A 736-nucleotide genomic window follows, 5' to 3' on the forward strand; every position below is an offset into this window, starting at 1 on the left:
TTCCGGAGCTGTCCGCCGCTGGGCCCGCCCGCTTCAGATGATCGACGACAGCACCCTGCCCTCGGACATCCGCGTCGACATCAGCGAAAACGAGAAAGAGTACCTCGTGAGCGCCGAGATGCCCGGCGCCAGGAAGGAGGACATCCGCGTCTCGATCGACGGCAACTACGTCTCCATCGCGGCCGAGATCAAGAAGGAGCAGGAGGAGAAGGACGGGCGCTCGCTGGTGCGAGAGACCTACCACGGCGCCGTCTCCCGCGGCTTCACGCTGGCCTCGGACGTGGATGAGAAGACGGYCGTCGCAAAGCTGGAGGACGGCGTCCTGCGCCTGACGCTGCCCAAGCGCGAAGGCAGTGGCAGCCGTACCCTGAAGATCCAGTGAGATGCGGCGCCGCGGTCGGGGATGGGATAAGTCCAAGGAGTGACGCGCGATCACCGGATGCTAGCGCTTCAGCCTGCGTCCACGACCGCCCGAGCCCCTCGAGCATCCCGTCAACGACTTGAATGATCCGGTCGCAACGCGCAGCCATGTCGCCGTTGTGCGTGACGAAATGGACGGCCACCCCCTGTTCGCGGATGGCCCTGGCGCAGGAGCGCGAACACGACGCTCTCAAGGAGACCCGCGGCGCGTCGTGCCATACCTTGTCCAGCAGCGCTTCAGCTCGCTCGTCCCCGATCACGACGAAGCCGACTCCAGAAACGTTCCTTCGAGTTCGCCATGCGTCAAGGACTGCTC

1 protein-coding gene is annotated in these 736 nt (G+C 65.3%); it reads left to right on the forward strand.

Going from position 1 to position 736, the window contains the following annotated elements; genetic code table 11:
* Positions 1 to 382, forward strand: a 382-nt coding sequence (locus AC1DY5_RS57625) for an Hsp20/alpha crystallin family protein (protein ID WP_478123040.1), incomplete at its 5' end; no start/stop codon positions are given.
* Positions 383 to 736: the final 354 nt, after the last annotated feature.

This window comes from Variovorax sp. P4_D9, from assembly GCF_056401695.1.